We start from the raw sequence: 18,208 nt of genomic DNA on the forward strand, positions 1-18,208 counted from the left end.
CGCCCGCATCAACTGGATGTTCTCAACCGAACAAGCGCGCCTTAAATTGGCCAAGGCCTATCCAAAGCCAACGGCCAAAGAGTCACAATCCCTGTGCAGAGGTACTAGGCGGGCTCGTTCATGCTTTACGGGCAGCGCCGGGCGCCGGGGAACTTTCCCGAAACAGGCGATTTAGATCGGCAACGACCCGCCGTGCCTGATGCCCGGAGGTCATGCCGAAAAGGATGCGGTCGGACGCCGCCTGCTGGAACGCCATGTAGCCGTCATGGCGTGGCCGCACCAATGCGCCTTCCAGCGTCGCGCGCGTATTCCGATAGAAATTGCCAGTCGCGTCGTTGACGGTCTGGTCCCCCCAGGCCGCGGCATGGCCGGGCTGGCCGCCGGCGGCGGCATAGGGACCGCGCTGGACATCGCCGCTGGCGACCCAGTAGGCGAAGTCGATCGCGGCATTCCTGGCCTTGGAGAAGGCTGAAATGGCTATGCCGGTGCCACCGAGCGCCGAACCGATCGGGCCGGCGGAACCGATCACCGGAATGTCCGCAAAAGCCAGCCTGTTCTGACGAAAACCAGCCGCCGCATAGGAGACATAGCCATAGATCAGCGGCGCGCAGACGATCCTGGAATCGGCCTCCGCCATGCGCTCCGAGACGGCAATCGGATCCATCTCGAAACAGGCCGGCTCGACCAGCGCCGCAATCTCGCGCATTGCCTCGAAGACGTCGCCGCCGATCTCCACATCGATCAGATCGTGGGACGGATCGGTTGTGCAGGCATGGCCGAGATTGCCGGCCAGCGTGTAGAACGCCATCAGCACATGGGGCGGGCGCAGCGGCAACAACACGCGGCCTTGCCGGGCGAGATCGAGCACATCGCTCCAGCGCGCCGGCGCCGCATCGAGCGCATCCGGCCGCCACGCCTGGACTTGGCTGGCCGCGTCGATCGGGAAGGCCCATTGCCGCCCTTGCCAGTTGTAGCTCGGATAGGACTGGCCCACGCTGCCCGAGGCGAGCGCGGCGCGCTCCGCCTCGCGACCGGCGACATCCAGTGGCTCGAGGCAGCGCTCCGCCGTGATCTGGCCTACATGCGGATGATCGATGACGATAAGATCATAGGCACGCGCCAGTTCCTCGACCGGGAAGGATTCGAAATCCTGCAGTGAGCGCTTGTCCCATTCGATGGTGATGCCGGTCTTTTGCTTCCACAGGGATGAGCAAGCGACCATCGGGTCGTAGCCGCGCGGGTGGCTCCAGGTCATGCCCTTGAGTGTGGGCACGCTCACAGGCCGAACTCCTCGCGGATTGCAGCGCTATGCTCGCCGATGCGCGGTGCCGCCCGGTCGACCTTGGCTCTGACACCATCGACCCGGAGCGGCGAACTGGTGGTCAGGATCGAAACATCGTCCTCTCGCGTCACCGTCTGCAGCATATCGAGCGATTGGAACCCCTCGCTCGCCAGCATCTCCGGCCAGGTCAGCACCTTGGCGCACCAGATGTCGGCCGGCTCAAGGATATCGAGCCATTCGTCGATGGTTTTAGTGGCGATCCGTTGTGCAATAATCGCCTTGATGTCGTCGCGCGCGGTGAACCAGGATGCAGGCTGGTCACGATAGGGTGCCAGCTCATTGAGCGACAAGAGGTCGGCGAGCTTGGGGATCGGCGTCATGGCAATGGCGAGATAGCCGTCTTTGGCCGGATACACGCCATAGGGCGCCGACAGATAGGCGTGCGCGCTGCGGAAGCTGGAGCGCCTGGGCAAGCGGCGGCCATCATTGAGATGCGTGGTCAGCACCTCGAACTGGAAATCGACCAGCGCTTCCAGCAGGCTGGTCTCGATATGGCTGCCCTGGCCGGTGATGCCGCGCCTCACCAGTGCCGCCAGAATGCCTTGCGCGCAGGCAGCACCGGCCAGCATGTCGCCGATGGCGAGCCCGAACGGCACCGGCCCCTGGTCTTCGTCGCCATTCAGCCACATCACCCCGGAACGCGCCTGCGCCAGAAGGTCCTGGCCCGGCCGCTTGACCCAAGGGCCGTCCTCGCCATAGCCGCTGATCGAGGCGTAGACCAGCCGCGGATTGATGTTGCGGACCGCCTCATAGCCGAAGCCGAGCCGCTCGATGACGCCCGGTCGGAAATTCTGGATCAGCACATCGGCCTTGGCCAGCAGCCCGCGCAACACCTTGAGATCGGCGTCGTTCTTGAGGTCGATAGCAAGACTTTCCTTCGCCCGGTTGATGGCATGGAAGATGGTGGAATCGCCGCCGATCTCGGTGTCGCTGAGATAGAGCCGGCGCGACAGGTCGCCGCCGTCGGGGCGCTCGATCTTGATCACACGGGCGCCGAGATCGAGCAATCTGAGCGAGCAGTACGGGCCCGACAGGAACTGGCTCATGTCGACGACGACAAGGCCGGCGAGCGGCAATTCGGCTGCAGCCGGCATCGTTATTTCTCCGTCTTGCCGACAAAGTCGGCAGGGTTGCGGTACTTCACCGTCTGCAGGTGTTCGCAGTAGAGAACGAGCTCGCCTTCGCCCTTGAACACCTCATAGCTGGCGCGGGTCAGCCCCATCTCCTTGTAACGGGGCTTCTTGTCGAGGTTGGAGCGGATCGAATAGATCGTATCGCCAATGAAGACAGGCTTTATGAAACGCAGCTTGTCGTAGCCATAGGAAAAGGCGTTGATGCAATTGGTGGCGACCAGCCCGAGGCCGGCCGAGAAGACGAAAGCGCCGGCGATCAGCCGCTTGCCGAAAATCCCTTCGCTCTCGGCAAACATCTGGTCCTGCACATATGGGTGGATGTCGAGCACCAGCGTGTTGAACAAATGGCTGTCGCCCTCGGCCATCGTGCGCCGTAGCGAACGGATCTTCTGGCCGACCGGCCAGTCCTCGTAGAACCAGTTTTCGGCATTCCACACCGGCAGCGCGGCATGATCCGCCGGCATGTTTTCGGGGTGCGTCGAGGCGACGCCGACCGTGGGCGCGAAATCGTTCATGGCTGGCTCTGCCGGTTCGGGAGGAGGTTCCGCGCAGCCATTTGAACACGCGTCAAGGCGCCTGAATGCACGACGTCTCCTCCCGTCAATCTTCTCTTGTAAATATTCTTTTCACATATGGGATTGCGATGCAAGCACGAAGAGGCGAAAGTTCAGCCGCTCCCGCGCGCCCGAAGAGGCGGCGGGGAGGGAGGAATTCATGCGCAAAGATTGTCTGGTATTTGTCAGCAGCCTGGACCGCGATACCGGGCACGCCAGAGAGATCGGCACGCGGCTGTCCGTTGGTGCGCTGAGCGCCCGCACGCAGCCGCATCGAGGCTCGCACTCAGCTCAAGCCTGTTGTATTGCCGAGAGCTTCCAGTTCGAGCCATTCTCACGCACGAATGTCCACAGCTCGGTCGTCTCGGTCGGGTGATCATCGTCGCCTTCGACGACCCTGCCGCTGGACCGTTCGCGCGTCACGTCACGAGACTCGTAGCGCAATGCGGCCGTGGCGTAGTCGCGGTCATCCTCGCGCCAGCTTTCCGCGATGTCGGCCTGCAGCAAGGTGATGTCCGTTACCTCGTTCCTAAGACCTTTCTGGGCATTGTCGGCCAACTCCTCCGACAGATAGGACACCATCTCGGGGGTCGTTGCGCGGCGCAGAGCGGCATGGTCTTCGCGGCCGAATGCTTCCTGGACATCAGTCAGCAACTGCTGGAATGCGTCGAGGTCGGTCTGAGCCAGCGTGATCTCCTCGGAACCGGTGGCCGGAGAGCCTCCGCTCGAACCGCCGCCAAAGCCGGGAATCGTGAAAGGGCGTGCAGTGTCCGTCTGCTGCTGTGTCGTCGCACGGTTCTCAAACCGCGACGCCTGGGCATTGCCGACGCCGGCCAGCGCAGGGGCGGGACCGCGCGCGGATTGCGAGCGGAAGAACCTGATGGCCAGCATGATTGCGCCACCGATAAGCAGGGCCTGAAGCAGGAAACCGAACATGCCGGCGAGGCCGCCGAAGCCTTGGCCGACGAGCAGGCCGATCAGGCCGCCTAGCAGCAGGCCGCGCATCATCGTTCCACCGAGGCCACTCATGAAGCCCGGCCGCTGCAAGCCGGCCTGCGGCTGCCGGGCCGCGTTGTTCACACCGGCGTTGGGCGTCATCGAACGCTCGACGGGAGCGGTCGGCGCTGGCGCGGTTCTGGTCGGCGGTGCCGATTGGAACGTACGCATGCCACGACTGCCGAAACTGCCGCCGCGACGGGCCTCGGCATGATCCATCGCGACCATGGAGAATGCGAGGAACAGTCCCGCAAAGAGGGCTGCAAATCGGCTTGTGCGGGAAATCATCGGGATGGACCTTTATCGATGCGGTTTTGAAGTTTCAGCAAACGCCGGCCCGGGTGCCGGGCGTCATGCGGTCAATCGAACAACTCTTCGAAGAATGATTTCTTCCGCTTCGGATAGCGGTGGCCCTGCGAGCGGGAATAATCGTCATCGCGCCCCTGGCCCTGTTGCGGCTGGGAGAATGCTGCCGGCTGCGGTGCTGGCGACGCCTCCCTGCCGGAACGCTCGATGATCTTGTCGAGTTCACCTCGATCAAGCCAGACGCCGCGGCACTGCGGGCAGTAATCGATCTCGATACCCTGGCGTTCGCTCATCACGAGCGCGACGCGGCAGGAGGGGCAAACCATACCAAGAAGGGAAGATGTCATGTGGGGCTCCAAACCAAAAACGATTGAGCCCGCTTGACCGAAAAGGGTGGAAACGGGCCCGTTAAAGCGGTCCGACATCACAATCGCCAAAAGCGAGTGTCAGAGGGGCCCGGCCCGCACGGGACAGTTAGGAGTGCGGAGCCGTGCCTTCAAGGGCGATGTTGCCGGCAATGTTGATTTGTTCGCCATCTCTGCTCAAACCGTCACCACGATCTCAGATCGTCACCACGATCTCAGATCGTCACCACGATCTCAGATCGTCACCACGATCTCAGATCGTCACCACGATCTTGCCGAACTGCTCGTTCGACTCCAGGTAGCGGTGCGCCTCGACGATCTGGTCGAACGAAAAGGTCCGGTCGATGATCGGCTTTAGAGCCCCAGTCCCAAGTCCTTCGAGGATAAACGCCTTGGCGGCCTCCAGTTTCGCCGGGTTGCCGGTGATCTCGTGGACGAGGTAGCCGCGCAGCGTCAGTGTCTTGCCCAGCACGGCGGACAGTGGGAACGGCGTCGGCTCGCGGCTGAGGCCACCATATTCGATCAGGATGCCGCCACGCGCCATTGCCGCTGTCAACGGCTCGAAGATCGGGCCGCCGATCGCATCGAAGACGACGCGCACACCTTGCGGTCCGGCGATCTCGTTCAATCGCGCCGCCAGGTTCTCCTCGGCCGAGACCACGACATGCTCCGCTCCGGCGTCGAGCAGAGCCTGCTTCTTGGCTGACGTTCGCGTCACCGCGATCGCTGTCGCGCCTACACTATTTGCTATCTGGACGGCGGCAAGCCCGACACTGCTTGAGGCCGCGGTGATGACAACGGCATCCCCGCCGCTAAGCCTGGCAATATCGATTAGCGCGCCATAGGCGGTGAGATACTGCATCCAGACGGCCGCCGCCGTTTGCCAGTCAAGTGACGGCGGATGCTTGACGATGAGCCTAGCGGGATAGGTGACCACCTCGCCATAAGCTGGCCAGCGAACCATCGATCGCGGCGGGATGACACTGACCGCGTCCCCCGGTGCAAAGTCGTTCACGCCTTCGCCCACGGCCTCGATAATACCCGCCGCTTCCAGGCCAAGCTCGGAAGGCAGGGTGGGCGTCTCGATATAGGCGCCCGCGCGCAGCAGCGCCTCGGCGCGATTGAGGCCGAGCGCCTTGACGCGGATTTGGACTTCGCCCGGACCCGGTCGGGGCAATTCGACATCCTCGATGCGCAGAACCTCGGGACCACCATGCTGGTGAAAGCGAACCACATGTACCATTCGGGAGACTCCAAGTTATCTGAACCGAATGAGCTATGCAGCTAGGCTCGTCGGGGATAAATGGCTGCAAAGGGAGAGCAGTAGGAACCAGGAGTTTCGAATATGGATCGGCTTGAGAGCATGGCCGTGTTCGTCAAAGCCGTCGACCTCGGCTCGTTCGCGGCCGCGGCGATCGCGCTCGACCTATCCGGCCCGATGGTCGGCAAGCATGTCCGGTTTCTCGAGGAGCGGCTGGGTGTGCGGCTGCTCAACCGGACCACACGCCGGCAGAGCCTGACCGACTTCGGACGCGCCTATTATGAACGCTGCCGGGTGGTGCTGGCCGAGGCCGAGGCCGCCGATACGCTCGCCGCCGACCAGTTCTCGGAGCCGCGTGGCAAGCTGCGCGTCACCATGCCGGCGCATTTCGGCCGTCACTGCGTGACGCCGGTGCTGCTGCGGCTGGCGCGGCAATATCCGATGCTGGAACTCGACCTGTCGCTCAGCGACCGCTTCGCCGATTTCGCCGAGGACGGCTACGACCTTGCCATCCGCACCGGTACCCTGGACGACAAGGCGGGGGTGATCGCCCGTCGCGTCGCTCGCCAGGATATGGTCGTCTGCGCCGCGCCCGCCTATCTCCAAAGTCACGGCGAACCCCTGCGGATCGAGGATCTCGCCGACCATCATGCCATTGTCTACCGCCGGCTCGGCCAGATCGTTCAGCCTTGGCTGTTTGCGCGCGAGGCGCAACCGACGCAGGAGATCATGCCGACCGGCCGGTTGCGGCTCGACGATCTCGATGCCATAGGCGACGCGGCTGCCGAGGGCATGGGGGTCGCCTGGCTGCCCTACTGGCTGGTGCGTGACCGCATTCAGACCGGCGCGCTGGTCGCGCTGCTGCCGGACCAGCCGCGGTACCTCTACGACTGCCACGCCCTTTGGCCGCAGACGCCGCATCTGCCGCTGAAGGTGCGGCTTGCCGTCGATGCGCTGGCCGCCGCCCTGCCGAAAATGATGGCCTGGCCGTAGCGTCCGCCTCTCGGTTAAGATCGCGCCGATGTTCCTTGACCTCGGCACGGTCGACGATCAGTTCGTCGCCGCCACGCGTCGACAACAAGGACACACCTCAGCTTGCTTCTGCAAAGCCGATGAAAGAGTGCACGCTCTGGGTCTTTGAGGCGTCGCGTTCCAGTGCCATATGAAAGTGGCCGACTGTTGAGCGCATTGCGGGAGGGACGGTTTATGACCAAAGGTTCGGATCTGTTCGTCGCGGCCCTCGAGAACGAAGGGGTCGAACGGATTTTCGGCATTCCGGGCGAAGAAAATCTCGATATCGTCGAATCCATCCGCCGCTCCTCGATCCAGCTGATCCTGACCCGCCACGAGCAGGCGGCTGCCTTCATGGCCGCCACCTATGGCAGGCTGACCGGCAAGCCCGGAGTCTGCATCACCACGCTTGGCCCAGGTGCGCTCAATCTTTCTACCGGTTCGGCCTATGCGCTGCTCGGCGCGATGCCGATGATCATGATCACCGGCCAGAAAGGCATCCTGTCATCCCGGCAGGCGCGCTTCCAGATCGTCGACATCATCGCGGCGATGAAGCCGCTGACCAAGCTGTCGCGCCAGATCGTCTCGCCGAAGATGATCCCGTCGCTGGTGCGCGAAGCTTTCCGTGTCGCCCAGGAAGAGCGACCGGGGCCCGTGCATCTGGAGTTGCCGGAAGACATTGCAGCGGCGGAGTGCGAGCCGATCGCACTGGTGCCGACGCACCCGGTCGAACTGCCGCTGGCCAGCCCGGGCGCGCTTGATCGCGCCGCCCGTATGATCATGGAAGCCAGGCGTCCGCTGTTGATGTTCGGCGCGGCGGCGTCGCGGCCGCGCTTGACCTCCGATCTCGCGCAGTTCGTGTTGCGCACGCAAATTCCCTATTTCACCACGCAGATGGGCAAGGGCACCGTGCCCGGCGGCACCGAGCTCTATATGGGAACAGCAGCCCTTTCGGAGCGCGACTATGTGCACGAGGCCATCGAACAGGCCGATCTGATCATCACCATCGGTCACGACACGGTCGAGAAGCCGCCCTTCATCATGGGGGCGAAGGGCCCGAAGGTGATTCATGTCGGCTATCAAACGGCCGATGTCGAGCAGGTCTATTTCCCACAGGCCGAAATCGTCGGCGACCTCGGGCCTTCGCTGGCGCTGCTGGCCGACCGCATCGAGGGCAATATCCCCAACGCGCAGGCCCTTCTGCCGCTGCGTGAGGGTATTTTGAGCCGGATCGCCGCGCGCGCTACCGAAGATCGCTTCACACCGCAGCGCATCGTGCATGACGTTCGCGCCGTGATGCCGGCGGACGGCATACTCTCCCTCGACAATGGCATGTACAAGATCTGGTTCGCGCGCAACTACCGGACGCGGATGGCAAACACGCTGCTGCTCGACAATGCGTTGGCCACCATGGGCGCGGGCTTGCCGTCGGCAATGATGGCGGCACTGCTCTATCCACAGCGCCGTGTCATGGCAATCTGCGGCGACGGCGGCTTCATGATGAACAGCCAGGAAATGGAGACCGCCGTCAGGCTCAAGCTCAACCTCGTCGTTCTGTTGCTCGAGGATCACGCCTACGGCATGATCCGCTGGAAGCAGGCGGTCGACGAGTTTCCGGATTTTGGCATGACCTTCGGCAATCCCGACTTCGTGAAATACGCCGAGGCCTATGGCGCCAAGGGGACCAGGGTTGGCGCGATCGCCGAATTGCGACCAGCGCTGGAACAGGCCTTCGCCGGCGGCGGCGTGCATCTCGTCGTCGTGCCTATCGACTATTCCGAAAACATAAGGGTGCTTGTCGACGAGTTGCGCGAGCGGCTGCCGGCGACCCAGGCGCCCTGACGGCGGCAACAACGCCGCCGCCAGGATTGTCGACCTATCCAGATCGACCGCCAGATGGCTGCGTGGCACGGACAAGGTTCGATGTGCCGCGCAGCCGAAGTTCCTAGACCTTGCAGTAAGGTGTCACCGGTACGATGGTGCCGAAATCCCTAGCGATCTCGTAGCCGATGCCGTCGGCCGCCGCCTTGCCGACAAGTGAAAGTGAAATATGATGCCTAAGCGGGTTGCGGACGAGGCCATTCTCAGCGCGGTCGATGACGGCTTCGTGCGACAGGTCGCGTTTCTGCAAGACCTCGTGCGTTTTCCCTCACAGCGTGGCGAGGAACATGCCGCACAATCCTTTATGGCCGCCGCGTACGAAGCGGATGGCTATGCGGTCGACATGTGGCGCGTCGATGTCGATGCGATTCGCGACCTGCCGGGTTTTTCACCCGTGGCCGTCTCCTATAACGATGCCTTCAATGTCGTTGCCACGCATACGCCGCGAAACGCATTGGGCCGCTCGCTGATCCTCAACGGCCATATCGACGTCGTGCCGACGGGGCCGCTCGACCGCTGGGTGCGCGACCCCTACGATCCGGCGATCGAAGATGGCTGGATGCATGGCCGCGGCGCCGGCGACATGAAGGCCGGCCTGTCCGCCTGCCGCTATGCGCTGACCGCCTTGCGCAGTCTCGGCTACCAGCCGGCCGCGAACGTTTACCTGCAGTCGGTGGTCGAGGAGGAGTGCACCGGCAATGGCGCGCTCGCCTGTCTGCAGCGCGGCTACCGCGCCGACGCCGCTTTCATTCCCGAACCGCTGGAACCGCGACTGATGCGTGCACAGGTCGGTCCGATCTGGTTCCGGGTCGAGGTCGACGGCGATCCGCGGCATGCATCCGGGGCTTTCTCCGCCGGCGCCAATGCCATCGAAAAGGCCTTCGTCATCATCCAGGCGCTGAAGCAGCTCGAAATCGTCTGGAACGCGCGCAAGGTCGATGACAAGCATTTCCACGGCCACCCGCATCCGATCCGCTTCAACCTCGGAAAGATCGAAGGCGGCGAGTGGACGTCGAGCGTTCCGGCGCGCTGTGTCTTCGAGATGCGCGTCGCCACTTATCCCGGCCAGAAGCTCGAGGATGCGAGAGCCGAGCTCGAGGCCTGCATCGCCGATGCGGCCCGCGCCGACCCGTTCCTGGCCAATCGCCCGCCGACCCTCACCTACAATGGCTTCATGGCCGAGGGCTATGTGCTGGAGGGCGCCGACAAGATGGAGGCTGTGCTGCGCCGCAGCCACACCGCCGTCTGGGGCGAGCCGCTGACCGAACACATCACCTCGGCGACGACCGATGCGCGTTTCTTCGGCCTCTACGCCGACACGCCGGCGATCGTCTACGGCCCGATCTGCCGCATGCCGCATGGCTATGACGAGGCAGTCGATCTCGACTCGGTGCGCAAGGTCACCCAGACGATCGCGCTGTTCATTGCCGACTGGTGCGGCCTCGAACCCATCGATCCCGAGGTCAGGTCATGAGCGCCGCGATGTCCGATGCTTTCGGCGAAACACTCGCCGAGGACGCGCCTGACGTCTCGACCGCCGACGCGCTCGCCATCCTGCGCCGGCACTACGGGCTCACCGGCGCCGCGCGTCCTTTGCCTGGCGAACGCGACCACAATTTCCACATCCAGACCGACGGTGAGTGCGAGTTCGTCCTGAAGATCTCCCATCCGGCGGAAGAGGCCGGCTTCACCGACTTCCAGAACAAGGCGCTCGACCACATCCTCGCGGTCGACCCTGCCTTGCCGGTTCCCTCGGTGCGCAAAAGCTTGCAGGGCGAGGCGCAATTCACGGTCAGCGTCGGTGGATCGGCGCCGCGCATCATCCGGCTGGTCACCTATCTGCCCGGCCAGTTGCTGTCGCGCTCACCCCCGTCAGCGGCGCAGGACCGCAATCTCGGTATTTTTCTCGCTCGCCTTGGCCGGGCGCTGCGCGGTTTCTTCCATCCGGCCGCCGGCAGCGACCTGCTTTGGGATATCCGCAAGGTCGCCAAGACGCGACCGATGATGGCGCATATCCCTGACGCTGGTCGGCGGGCCATGGTCGAGCGCGCAATCGACTCCTTCGAGGAGCATGCGGCGCCGGTCATCCCGAAACTGCGCGCCCAGATCGTCCACAACGACATGAACTCCTACAATGTGGTGATGGATGCTTCGCGGCCGGAAGTCGTGAGCGGCATCCTCGATTTCGGCGACATGATCCATTCGCCGCTGATCTGCGACCTCGCCATCGGCGCCGTCTACCGCTGGCCGGCGGAGGGCCATCCGCTGGCGCCGGCCGCGCGCTTCGTCGCCGGCTATCAATCCGTGCAGCCGCTCGAGGCCGAAGAGATCGGCATTCTCTTCGATCTGATCCGGGCCCGTCTTGCGCTCATCGCCAACATCGCCAGCTGGCAGGCGGAGCGCTTCCCGGCCAAGCGCGACTATGTGCTGCGTCTCGCCACCGAAGTGTGGGCCTCGCTCGAACGGCTGGACGAACTCTCGTCCACTGACGCCCGCCGCTATTTCCTCGACCATTCCAATCCGGAGTAGATGCTCGTGTCCCAGTCCTCGCCTTACCCTGCAAATGCCGACGCGGCATCGGAGCGCGCGCTGCTTGAACGCCGAGCCAGGCTGCTCGGGCCGACCTACCGCGCCTTCTACCGCAACCCGATCCATCTGGTGCGCGGCAGCGGCGTGTGGCTCTACGACGCCCAGGGCCGCAAGTTCCTCGATGCCTACAACAATGTCGCCTCGGTCGGGCACTGCCATCCGCGCGTGGTCGAGGCGCTGTCGGGGCAGGCCGCGACGCTCAACACGCACACGCGCTATCTCAGCGAAATCATCCTCGACTACGCGGAGAAACTGCTCGGCACCGTTCCGGCCCATCTCGGCCACGCCATGTTCACCTGCACCGGCAGCGAGGCCAACGACCTCGCCATCCGCATCGCCCAGAATTCCAGCGGCGGCACCGGGGTGATCATCACCGATTTCGCCTATCACGGCGCCACGATCGCGACGGCTCAACTGTCGCCCGCGGCGGTCGGGGCAAAGGGCGTGCCCGCGCAGCATCGGACCGTGTCGGCGCCGGACACGTTCCGCGACCATGGCCGTGCCGCGCATGATTTCGCCAAGAACGTCGCCACGGCCATCGAGGGCATGCGCGCAAAAGGTATCAAGCCGGCAGCGCTGCTTCTCGACTCGGCCTTTTCCAGCGACGGCATCTTCTTTCCCGATGCGGCGGTGATGCGGGAGGCGGCCGATATAGTCAAAAAGGCCGGCGGCATCGTCATCGCCGATGAAGTTCAGTCCGGCTTCGGCCGGCTTGGCCAGGGCATGTGGGGTTTTGCTAACTATGGCCTCGAGCCGGACATCGTCACCATGGGCAAGCCGATCGGCGATGGGCACCCGATGGGCGCCGTGCTCGTGCGGCCGCGGCTTGTCGCCTCATTCGGCTCGAACACCGGTTATTTCAACACTTTCGGCGGCAATCCGGTCGCGGCGGCCGTCGGCCTCGCCGTGCTGGACGTGATCGAAGGCGAGGGGCTGATCGCGAATGCGCGCGATGTTGGCGCCTATACGGCTGACCTGCTGCGCACCCTGCAGAGCCGGCATGGCGCGGTCGCGGATATCAGGCACAACGGTCTTTATTTCGGTGTCGAGCTGACAGCGGACGGCGAGGCTCTGGCTGCCACCAAGACATCGGGGGTTGTCGAAGCCATGCGCGAAGACGGCGTTCTGATCTCGTCCTGCGGTCCGCGCGGCAATGTGCTGAAGATCAGGCCACCTCTGCCGTTTGCCAGGGACAATGCCGAGCAACTGGCCGAGACGCTCGATCGCGCCCTGTCGAACTGGTGAGCGGACCGAACGCATGCTGAAGCTCGAACATCAAACCCTGAATGACCGCGCCTATGGCGCGCTCAAGCAGGAATTGATTTCGGGTGGCTTCAGCCCCGGCCAGACATTGGTCATCCGCAAGCTCGCCGAGACGTTCGGCATCTCGACGACACCGATCCGCGAGGCGCTGCAACGGCTTGTCGCCGAGCGGCTTCTGGAGATGCAGAACAACCGCTCGGTCATCGTGCCGTTGCTGTCCGCGCCCGCCTTCGAGGAATTGACGCGCATCCGCATCGCCGTCGAGGGGCTGGCGGGCGAGGTGGCGGCGACCAGGATGAGCGAAAGCGGGCTGGCTGACATACAGGCGATCCTTGCCGGCATGCAGCGTGCCATCGAGGCCGGCGACGCCAGGGCCTATCTGACGCTCAACGAGGCCTTCCACTTCGCCATCTACCAGCACGCCGGCGCGCCGATCCTTTTGAACATGATCCGCGATCTTTGGGGTCGGGTCGGGCCTTATCTCAAGCTGCTGATGCGGGCCGATCGCTACATTCCGCAGTCGAATGACTCGCATCGCAAGATCGTCGCCGCACTGGAGCAGCGCAGCGGTTCCACTGTGCGGATTTTCATAGAAGAGGACATCGCAATGGCGGCCGCGGTTTTGTCGGCCAACCTTGGCGCGGCCAGCTGACTGTTCGCCTATCGCGTCTCGTCCAAACGGTCGCGCAGCATGCTCCAGCCGAGCAACATGTTGGGCGCATGCCGCAGCATGGCATGGAACGGGATCGGCGCCGGCGGCGCGAAGGGCAGCGGCAGGTCGCGGGCGTCGGTTCCAGAGGCCCAGTCGGCCAGCACCTTGCCCATCGCCGTCGTCATGGCGATGCCACGGCCGTTGCAGGCACGACCGGCGATCAGGCCCGGCCCGAGATCGAGCAGGTGCGGCAGGAAATCCGGTTCGACCGCAGCCATTCCCGACCAGCTATAGGCGAGCGGTGGCAGGTCAGGCAGACCGAGATGCCGGCCAAGCCTTCGCCAGATCGTCCGCGGTACACGCGTGTCGGCGCCGGCGCCAAGAATATGCATTCCGCCGCTGATCAGCCGGTTTTCGGCGTCGAAGCGGAAGGTGAAGAGATTGCGCCTGGTGTCGCCGACGCCTTGCTCACCGGGAAGCAACCGGCTGCGCACATCACGAGGCAGTGGCGCTGTCGCGATCTGGAAGACTTTCAGCGGAAAATAGGTTCGCTGCAATGACGGATCGAGGGACCAACCATAGGCGTTGGTGGCGATCAACACCTTGGCGGCGCGCACCGATCCCGAAGGCGTTTTCAGCATCCAATCATCGGCCATGCGATCAACCGAGGTGACGCGCGTCCGCTCGAAGATATTCGCGCCGGCTTTCTCCGCCGCATCGGCGAGCCCGCGCGCGTATTCGACCGGATTGAGCACGCCGCCAGAACGATCCATCCAGCCGCCGACATAGCCTGGCACGCCCGTCAGCGCCTCGACCTCCTGCCGATCCAATGTGACTGCCGGCCGGCCACGTTGCGCCCATTGCCCGGCACGTGACTTGACCTTCTCGAAGGCGGCAAGCGAATGCGCCGGCTGGATCCATCCGCTCTGCACCGCGTCGCAGTCGATGCCGTGCTGCCGGATCAGGCGGAACACCAGATCGGCACTGCCGGCGGCGAAATCGATCAGCCTTTCCCCGCGCGAAGGTCCGAGGTGGGCCAGTATGTCGGCCGGGTCCATCTTGGCGAAGTTCGGCACGACGAAGCCGGCATTCCTGCCGGTCGCGCCCCAGGCGATGAATTCGGCTTCGAGAACGGCGACGGAAAATCCTTTCTCGGCGGCGTGCAGTGCGGTTGAAAGGCCGGAAAAGCCGCCGCCGACTATGGCGAGGTCGACATCGAGCCCGCCTTGCAGCGCCGGCCGCTCGCGGCGATTGCGGCTGACCGCATGCCAGAGCGAAGCGTCATGGGCTTCCTGCCGGACCACGGCATTCATGACCCGGAACTGCTCTTGGCCTGAGCGATCTTCGCCCGCTTGCCGAACCATGGCCGCCGCGGCCTGTCGCCGAACAGGCCGTTTGGCCGGATCAGCAGGATGACGCAGAGCATGACGCCGATCGCGGCGATCTGCAGCGCGGCGGCGCGCGCCTGCTGTTCGGGCTGGAACAGGATGCTGGTCAGCGTGCCCGATCCGGCCCATATCGCCCACACCAGGATGCTGCCGATGACGGCGCCGAGATTGCTGCCCGAGCCGCCGACGATCAGCATCACCCACACCTGGAAGGTCAGGATCGGCAGATAATTGTCCGGCGCGATGAAGCCGGTGAAATGCGCCTGCAGCGCGCCGGCCAGTGCCATGATGGCGCCGCCGACGGCAAAGGCCTGGACGCGATAGAAACGCGCGCTTTTGCCAAGTGAGATCGCCGCCCGCTCGTCCTCGCGCAGTGCCTTCAGCACGCGTCCCCACGGGCTGCGCGACAGATGCTCCAAAGCGAGATAGGCGATCAGCGTCACGGCCGAGACGACGGCGAGGTTCGACAGGTTGAACAGCAGTGGCGTCTCGGCAAGGCCGCCGAAGGGGCGCGGAATGAAGCCGATGCCGAATGGGCCGCCGGTCAGTTTCTGCGCGTTGAGCGCGACCAGTTGCACGACGACGGCAACGCCAAAGGTGGTGATCGCCAGATAGTCGGACCTGAGCCGCAGCGTCGCCATGCCGGTAAGGGCCGCGGCGATGCCGCCGACGACCATGGCGCCCGCCCAGCCGGCAAGGATCGGCAGGCCGAAGCCGCCGAGTCGTGCAGCGTCGTCCGGTGTCGTCAGCAGCGCGGATGTATAGGCGCCGATGGCGACGAAGCCGGCGAGGCCGACATTGAACAGGCCGGTCAGCCCCCACTGTAAATTGAGCCCCAGCGTGACCAGCGAAAAGATCAGCGCGGTGGTCAGGAAGAAGGCGCCGTAGCCAAGCAGGTCCATCAGCGTTCCCTCACACCAAACAGACCGATCGGCCGCACGAACAGCACCGCCATCAGGATGATGAAGGAGATCGCGGCGCGCCATTCGGCACCGATCAATTGCACCGCGCCGGCTTCGGCCAGCCCGATGATCATCCCGCCGAGCACCGCCCCTGGGATGCTGCCGATGCCGCCGAGAATGGCGGCGGCAAACATCGGCAGCAGCATGTCGAAACCCATGAACGGGCGGATCTGCACCAGAATGCCGATCATCACGCCGGCCACGCAGGCGAGCGCGCCGCCGATGACCCAGGTGATGCGCACCACGCTGGCGACGTCGATGCCGACGATGCGGGCCAGTGCCGCGTTCTGGCTCAGGGCCTGCATCGAGCGGCCGGTCTGCGTGCGCGTCATCAACAGATGCACGCCGAGCACCAGCACGGCGGTCAACAGCAAAAGCGCGATCTGGTCGGGCGTGATGCGGATGCCGAATCCGACCGGCATGGCTATCTGGATCGCCCGGCTGAAATAGGTCGGCCGCGAGCTGAAGGTGAATTCGAGCAGGCTTCTCAGCGCCATCGAGGCGCCGAAGCTCGCCATCACCACGATGATCGCCTGGCCTTGCGAGCGAAGCCGCGCGAACAGCACCTTGTCGAGCAACAGCGCCAAGAGGGCGGTGAAGGCCATGCCGACGATCAGCGCGACAATGAGCGGCCAGCCGAAGGACAACGGCGCGATCGGCGCCACCTTGCCGAAGGTAGCGCCGATGGCGCTGACGACGGCCAATGTCGCATAGGTGCCCCAGGCCATGAAATCGCCATGGGCGAAGTTCGAGAAGCGCAGGATCGAATAGGTGAGCGTCACGCCGATCGCGCCCAAGCCGATCATCGAGCCCGTCAAAAGTCCGTCGACGACGAATTGCAGGCTCATCCCCCACCTCCTGTGTCGGACTTACGGGGTCGCTGGCCGAGATAGAGCTCGGCGACGACCGGATCGTTCCACAGTTCGGAGGCGACGCCCTCGTGCCGGTCCTTGCCCTCGACCAGCACATAGGCGCGGTCGCCGATGGCAAGCGCTGCCTTTGCATTCTGTTCGACCAAAAGGATGGTGACGCCGGATCTGCGGATGCCGGCCAGCATCTCGAACACCATCGAGACGAATTTCGGCGACAGGCCGGCCGACGGCTCGTCCAGCACCAGCACCTTGGGCTGGACTATCAGCGCCCGTGCGACGGCCAGCATCTGCCGCTGTCCACCCGAAAGGTTGCCGGCGGCGGTCCGCCGCTGGCGGACGAGGTCGGGGAAGGCCGCATACATCTCCTCGATGCGGGCGGGGATTTCGCGCCGCTCGAGGATGCCGCAGGCGACCTTGAGATTGTCCTCGACCGACATCAGCGGGAAGATGTTTTCGGTCTGCGGTACGAACGCCAGGCCGAGCCGCACCATGGTGTGGGCCGGCGCGGCAGTGATGTCCTTGCCGTCCAGAAACACGGTGCCACGAGTGATCGGGACGAGGCCGGCGATCGCCTTGATGAAGCTCGACTTGCCGGCGCCGTTGGGGCCGAGCACGACGACGATCTCGCCCTTGCCGACGGTGATCGAGGCGCCGCGCACGATCGGCACGCCGGGCTCGTAGCCGGCTTCGAGATCGCGGACGTCGAGGACGGTCGCGCTCATGCGGTGCCTCCGAGATAGGCCTCGATGACGCGCGGGTCGCGGGCGACTTGTTCCGCCGTGCCTTCGCTGAGCAACTGGCCGCTCGCCATGACCAGGACGCGATGGCAGAGCCGTGTCACCATGTCGATGTTGTGCTCGATCAAGAGGAAGGTGATGCCGCGCGCGTTGATATCGCGGATGCGGTCGATGATGACTTCGAGCAGCGTTGCGTTGACGCCCGCCGCCGGTTCGTCGAGCAGGATGATCGCCGGATCGGCCATCATGACGCGGGCGAGTTCGAGCAGCTTGCGCTGGCCACCGGAAAGCACGCGCGCCGGCTCATGCGCGAGATGGGTGAGGGTGACGAGCTCCAGCAGTTCGAGCGCCTTTGTCCTGGCTGCCCGTTCCTGCGCCGCCACGCGCCATGGGGTGACGAAATTGGCGAGCAGCCTTTCGCCGGCCTGGCCCTGTGCCGCCAGCATGATGTTTTCGATCAGCGTCAGGTTGGGCAGCGGGCGCGGGATCTGGAAGGTGCGGCCAAGGCCTCGACCGATGCGCAGATGCGCGGCTTCGCCCGAGACAGGCGTGCCATTGAGCAGGATCTCGCCGCCGGTCGGCAGGATGCTGCCGGCGAGCAGATCGAACATCGTCGTCTTGCCGGCGCCGTTCGGGCCGATGAGACCGAGGATTTCTCCAGCCCTGACGTCGAACGAGACATCGTTGACGGCGACGAGGCCGCCGAACCGCCTGACGACGTTCCTTGCCGTCAGAACCGGGGCGCGGGTTTCTTGCCCTTGCCGTTTGGTTGCCTCGCTCATCAAACCCTCTGGCCGAAGACGATCGTTGCCGTCTTCTGATTATTGATTTGTGATCACAGTTGCTTTGATCACGCTATTCGGCTTTAATTTCGTCCGCAAGCCGAAAACCGGCCA

The 18,208-nt window shown here is 64.4% G+C and carries 18 protein-coding genes; 6 read left to right on the forward strand and 12 right to left on the reverse strand.

The features are described 5' to 3' along the window. Nucleotides 1–118: 118 nt before the first annotated feature. The 6 genes from NKH03_RS08805 to NKH03_RS08830 form a co-directional block, all read right to left on the reverse strand. Nucleotides 119–1,279 (reverse strand): extracellular solute-binding protein, encoded by a 1,161-nt coding sequence (locus tag NKH03_RS08805; RefSeq protein WP_352968083.1) that lies wholly within the window; start codon nucleotides 1,277–1,279, stop codon nucleotides 119–121. Beyond that, a complete protein-coding gene (locus NKH03_RS08810) occupies nucleotides 1,276–2,436 on the reverse strand; it encodes a CaiB/BaiF CoA transferase family protein (RefSeq protein WP_352968084.1) in 1,161 nt (386 codons plus the stop codon). The genes NKH03_RS08805 and NKH03_RS08810 overlap by 4 nt, the downstream gene beginning before the upstream one ends. Before the next feature lie 2 nt (nucleotides 2,437–2,438). Next, nucleotides 2,439–2,990: a MaoC family dehydratase gene (locus tag NKH03_RS08815; protein WP_352968085.1), complete on the reverse strand. Its 552-nt coding sequence runs from the start codon at nucleotides 2,988–2,990 to the stop codon at nucleotides 2,439–2,441. Between the two features lie 330 nt (nucleotides 2,991–3,320). Beyond that, the gene (locus NKH03_RS08820) at nucleotides 3,321–4,313 is read right to left on the reverse strand and encodes a Tim44 domain-containing protein (protein WP_352968086.1); all 993 of its coding nucleotides are present in this window, start codon (nucleotides 4,311–4,313) and stop codon (nucleotides 3,321–3,323) included. Nucleotides 4,314–4,384: 71 nt separating this feature from the next. Then, on the reverse strand, nucleotides 4,385–4,678 hold the full coding sequence (locus tag NKH03_RS08825) for a TFIIB-type zinc ribbon-containing protein (RefSeq protein ID WP_352866913.1): 294 nt from the start codon (nucleotides 4,676–4,678) through the stop codon (nucleotides 4,385–4,387). A gap of 271 nt (nucleotides 4,679–4,949) precedes the next feature. Continuing rightward, nucleotides 4,950–5,939 carry a zinc-dependent alcohol dehydrogenase family protein gene (locus tag NKH03_RS08830; RefSeq protein ID WP_352968087.1) on the reverse strand — a complete coding sequence of 330 codons (990 nt, stop codon included), beginning with the start codon at nucleotides 5,937–5,939 and terminating at the stop codon, nucleotides 4,950–4,952. Nucleotides 5,940–6,041: 102 nt separating this feature from the next. Here NKH03_RS08830 and NKH03_RS08835 point away from each other — a divergent pair, with 102 nt between their 5' ends. Beyond that, on the forward strand, nucleotides 6,042–6,950 hold the full coding sequence (locus tag NKH03_RS08835) for a LysR family transcriptional regulator (protein WP_352968088.1): 909 nt from the start codon (nucleotides 6,042–6,044) through the stop codon (nucleotides 6,948–6,950). A gap of 213 nt (nucleotides 6,951–7,163) precedes the next feature. Next, nucleotides 7,164–8,810 (forward strand): acetolactate synthase large subunit, encoded by a 1,647-nt coding sequence (locus NKH03_RS08840; RefSeq protein ID WP_352968089.1) that lies wholly within the window; start codon nucleotides 7,164–7,166, stop codon nucleotides 8,808–8,810. Between the two features lie 103 nt (nucleotides 8,811–8,913). On the opposite strand, the gene NKH03_RS08845 is transcribed toward NKH03_RS08840, so the two are convergent. Further along, nucleotides 8,914–9,099 (reverse strand): hypothetical protein, encoded by a 186-nt coding sequence (locus NKH03_RS08845; protein WP_352968214.1) that lies wholly within the window; start codon nucleotides 9,097–9,099, stop codon nucleotides 8,914–8,916. Between NKH03_RS08845 and NKH03_RS08850 the strand changes: the two genes are divergently transcribed. Genes NKH03_RS08850 through NKH03_RS08865 form a run of 4 tightly spaced genes read left to right on the forward strand, consistent with a single transcriptional unit; the run spans nucleotide 9,022 to nucleotide 13,353 of the window. Continuing rightward, nucleotides 9,022–10,323: an ArgE/DapE family deacylase gene (locus NKH03_RS08850; RefSeq protein WP_352968207.1), complete on the forward strand. Its 1,302-nt coding sequence runs from the start codon at nucleotides 9,022–9,024 to the stop codon at nucleotides 10,321–10,323. The two genes, NKH03_RS08845 and NKH03_RS08850, sit on opposite strands and share 78 nt — an antisense overlap. An 8-nt stretch (nucleotides 10,324–10,331) precedes the next feature. Further along, entirely contained in the window at nucleotides 10,332–11,378 is a 1,047-nt protein-coding gene (locus tag NKH03_RS08855; RefSeq protein ID WP_352968090.1) for a phosphotransferase, read from the forward strand. Continuing rightward, nucleotides 11,379–12,683: an aspartate aminotransferase family protein gene (locus NKH03_RS08860; protein WP_352968091.1), complete on the forward strand. Its 1,305-nt coding sequence runs from the start codon at nucleotides 11,379–11,381 to the stop codon at nucleotides 12,681–12,683. It abuts the gene before it with no gap. A gap of 13 nt (nucleotides 12,684–12,696) precedes the next feature. After that, the gene (locus tag NKH03_RS08865) at nucleotides 12,697–13,353 is read left to right on the forward strand and encodes a GntR family transcriptional regulator (protein ID WP_352968092.1); all 657 of its coding nucleotides are present in this window, start codon (nucleotides 12,697–12,699) and stop codon (nucleotides 13,351–13,353) included. An 8-nt stretch (nucleotides 13,354–13,361) separates the two neighbouring features. Here the strand turns inward: NKH03_RS08865 and NKH03_RS08870 are convergent, their stop codons facing one another. Genes NKH03_RS08870 through NKH03_RS08890 form a run of 5 tightly spaced genes read right to left on the reverse strand, consistent with a single transcriptional unit; the run spans nucleotide 13,362 to nucleotide 18,094 of the window. After that, nucleotides 13,362–14,666: an NAD(P)/FAD-dependent oxidoreductase gene (locus NKH03_RS08870; protein WP_352968093.1), complete on the reverse strand. Its 1,305-nt coding sequence runs from the start codon at nucleotides 14,664–14,666 to the stop codon at nucleotides 13,362–13,364. Beyond that, a complete protein-coding gene (locus tag NKH03_RS08875) occupies nucleotides 14,663–15,646 on the reverse strand; it encodes a branched-chain amino acid ABC transporter permease (RefSeq protein ID WP_352968208.1) in 984 nt (327 codons plus the stop codon). The genes NKH03_RS08870 and NKH03_RS08875 overlap by 4 nt, the downstream gene beginning before the upstream one ends. Then, nucleotides 15,643–16,551: a branched-chain amino acid ABC transporter permease gene (locus NKH03_RS08880; protein ID WP_352968094.1), complete on the reverse strand. Its 909-nt coding sequence runs from the start codon at nucleotides 16,549–16,551 to the stop codon at nucleotides 15,643–15,645. The genes NKH03_RS08875 and NKH03_RS08880 overlap by 4 nt, the downstream gene beginning before the upstream one ends. Continuing rightward, complete coding sequence (locus tag NKH03_RS08885) at nucleotides 16,548–17,297, reverse strand: ABC transporter ATP-binding protein (protein WP_352968095.1); 750 nt, start codon at nucleotides 17,295–17,297, stop codon at nucleotides 16,548–16,550. Before NKH03_RS08885 ends, NKH03_RS08880 begins: the two co-directional genes overlap by 4 nt. Next, nucleotides 17,294–18,094 (reverse strand): ABC transporter ATP-binding protein, encoded by an 801-nt coding sequence (locus NKH03_RS08890; RefSeq protein ID WP_352968096.1) that lies wholly within the window; start codon nucleotides 18,092–18,094, stop codon nucleotides 17,294–17,296. Before NKH03_RS08890 ends, NKH03_RS08885 begins: the two co-directional genes overlap by 4 nt. Nucleotides 18,095–18,208: the final 114 nt, after the last annotated feature.

This window comes from Mesorhizobium sp. M1406 (assembly GCF_040317555.1).
Classification (GTDB): Bacteria; Pseudomonadota; Alphaproteobacteria; order Rhizobiales; family Rhizobiaceae; genus Mesorhizobium.

Bases quoted from the DNA above. Each gene is read 5' to 3' on its own strand.
- NKH03_RS08815 (WP_352968085.1), bottom strand. From the start codon at position 2,990: ATGAACGATTTCGCGCCCACGGTCGGCGTCGCCTCGACGCACCCCGAA.
- NKH03_RS08865 (WP_352968092.1), top strand. From the start codon at position 12,697: ATGCTGAAGCTCGAACATCAAACCCTGAATGACCGCGCCTATGGCGCG.
- NKH03_RS08885 (WP_352968095.1), bottom strand. From the start codon at position 17,297: ATGAGCGCGACCGTCCTCGACGTCCGCGATCTCGAAGCCGGCTACGAG.
- NKH03_RS08855 (WP_352968090.1), top strand. From the start codon at position 10,332: ATGTCCGATGCTTTCGGCGAAACACTCGCCGAGGACGCGCCTGACGTC.
- NKH03_RS08835 (WP_352968088.1), top strand. From the start codon at position 6,042: ATGGATCGGCTTGAGAGCATGGCCGTGTTCGTCAAAGCCGTCGACCTC.
- NKH03_RS08850 (WP_352968207.1), top strand. From the start codon at position 9,022: ATGCCTAAGCGGGTTGCGGACGAGGCCATTCTCAGCGCGGTCGATGAC.
- NKH03_RS08825 (WP_352866913.1), bottom strand. From the start codon at position 4,678: ATGACATCTTCCCTTCTTGGTATGGTTTGCCCCTCCTGCCGCGTCGCG.
- NKH03_RS08840 (WP_352968089.1), top strand. From the start codon at position 7,164: ATGACCAAAGGTTCGGATCTGTTCGTCGCGGCCCTCGAGAACGAAGGG.
- NKH03_RS08880 (WP_352968094.1), bottom strand. From the start codon at position 16,551: ATGAGCCTGCAATTCGTCGTCGACGGACTTTTGACGGGCTCGATGATC.
- NKH03_RS08870 (WP_352968093.1), bottom strand. From the start codon at position 14,666: ATGAATGCCGTGGTCCGGCAGGAAGCCCATGACGCTTCGCTCTGGCAT.
- NKH03_RS08810 (WP_352968084.1), bottom strand. From the start codon at position 2,436: ATGCCGGCTGCAGCCGAATTGCCGCTCGCCGGCCTTGTCGTCGTCGAC.
- NKH03_RS08820 (WP_352968086.1), bottom strand. From the start codon at position 4,313: ATGATTTCCCGCACAAGCCGATTTGCAGCCCTCTTTGCGGGACTGTTC.
- NKH03_RS08890 (WP_352968096.1), bottom strand. From the start codon at position 18,094: ATGAGCGAGGCAACCAAACGGCAAGGGCAAGAAACCCGCGCCCCGGTT.
- NKH03_RS08860 (WP_352968091.1), top strand. From the start codon at position 11,379: ATGCTCGTGTCCCAGTCCTCGCCTTACCCTGCAAATGCCGACGCGGCA.
- NKH03_RS08830 (WP_352968087.1), bottom strand. From the start codon at position 5,939: ATGGTACATGTGGTTCGCTTTCACCAGCATGGTGGTCCCGAGGTTCTG.